1 protein-coding gene is annotated in these 590 nt (G+C 64.9%); it reads left to right on the top strand.

Going from position 1 to position 590, the window contains the following annotated elements:
• The coding region (locus tag GHO03_RS24685) for an SDR family oxidoreductase (protein WP_153400702.1) at nucleotides 1–590 on the top strand (590 nt) is incomplete at both ends.

Consider the following 590-nt stretch of genomic DNA (forward strand, 5'->3'; position numbering starts at 1 on the left):
GGATGGCGCCGAACTGATCCTGCTCGACGTGCCGGCCGCCAAGAGCGATCTCGATGCGCTGGCCGCGCGCTTGGGCGGGCACAGCATCGCGCTCGACATCTGTGCCGCCGATGCCGCAGAACAACTGACCGGGCAACTGGCCGATGGTATCGATATCCTGGTGCACAACGCCGGTATCACCCGTGATAAAACCCTGGCCAATATGACCCCGGAATTCTGGGACTCGGTACTCGCCGTTAACCTCAACGCCCCGCAAGTGCTGACCAAGGCCCTGCTTGATAGCGGCACCCTGCGCGATAACGGCCGGGTAATCCTGCTCGCATCCATCAGCGGTATCGCCGGCAATCGCGGCCAGACCAACTACGCCGCCAGCAAGGCCGGGCTGATCGGCCTTGCTCAGGCCTGGGCAGCGGCGCTGGGCGAGCGTGGCATCAGTATCAATGCCGTGGCCCCGGGTTTTATCGAAACCCAAATGACCGCGCATATTCCCTTTGCCCTGCGCGAAGCGGGACGACGCATGAGTTCGCTGGGCCAGGGTGGCCAGCCCCAGGACGTCGCCGAGGCTGTGGCCTGGCTCGGCCAGCCGGGTT

The sequence above is a fragment of the Pseudomonas sp. FSL R10-1339 genome, from assembly GCF_009600545.1.
GTDB lineage: Bacteria > Pseudomonadota > Gammaproteobacteria > Pseudomonadales > Pseudomonadaceae > Aquipseudomonas > Aquipseudomonas bubulae.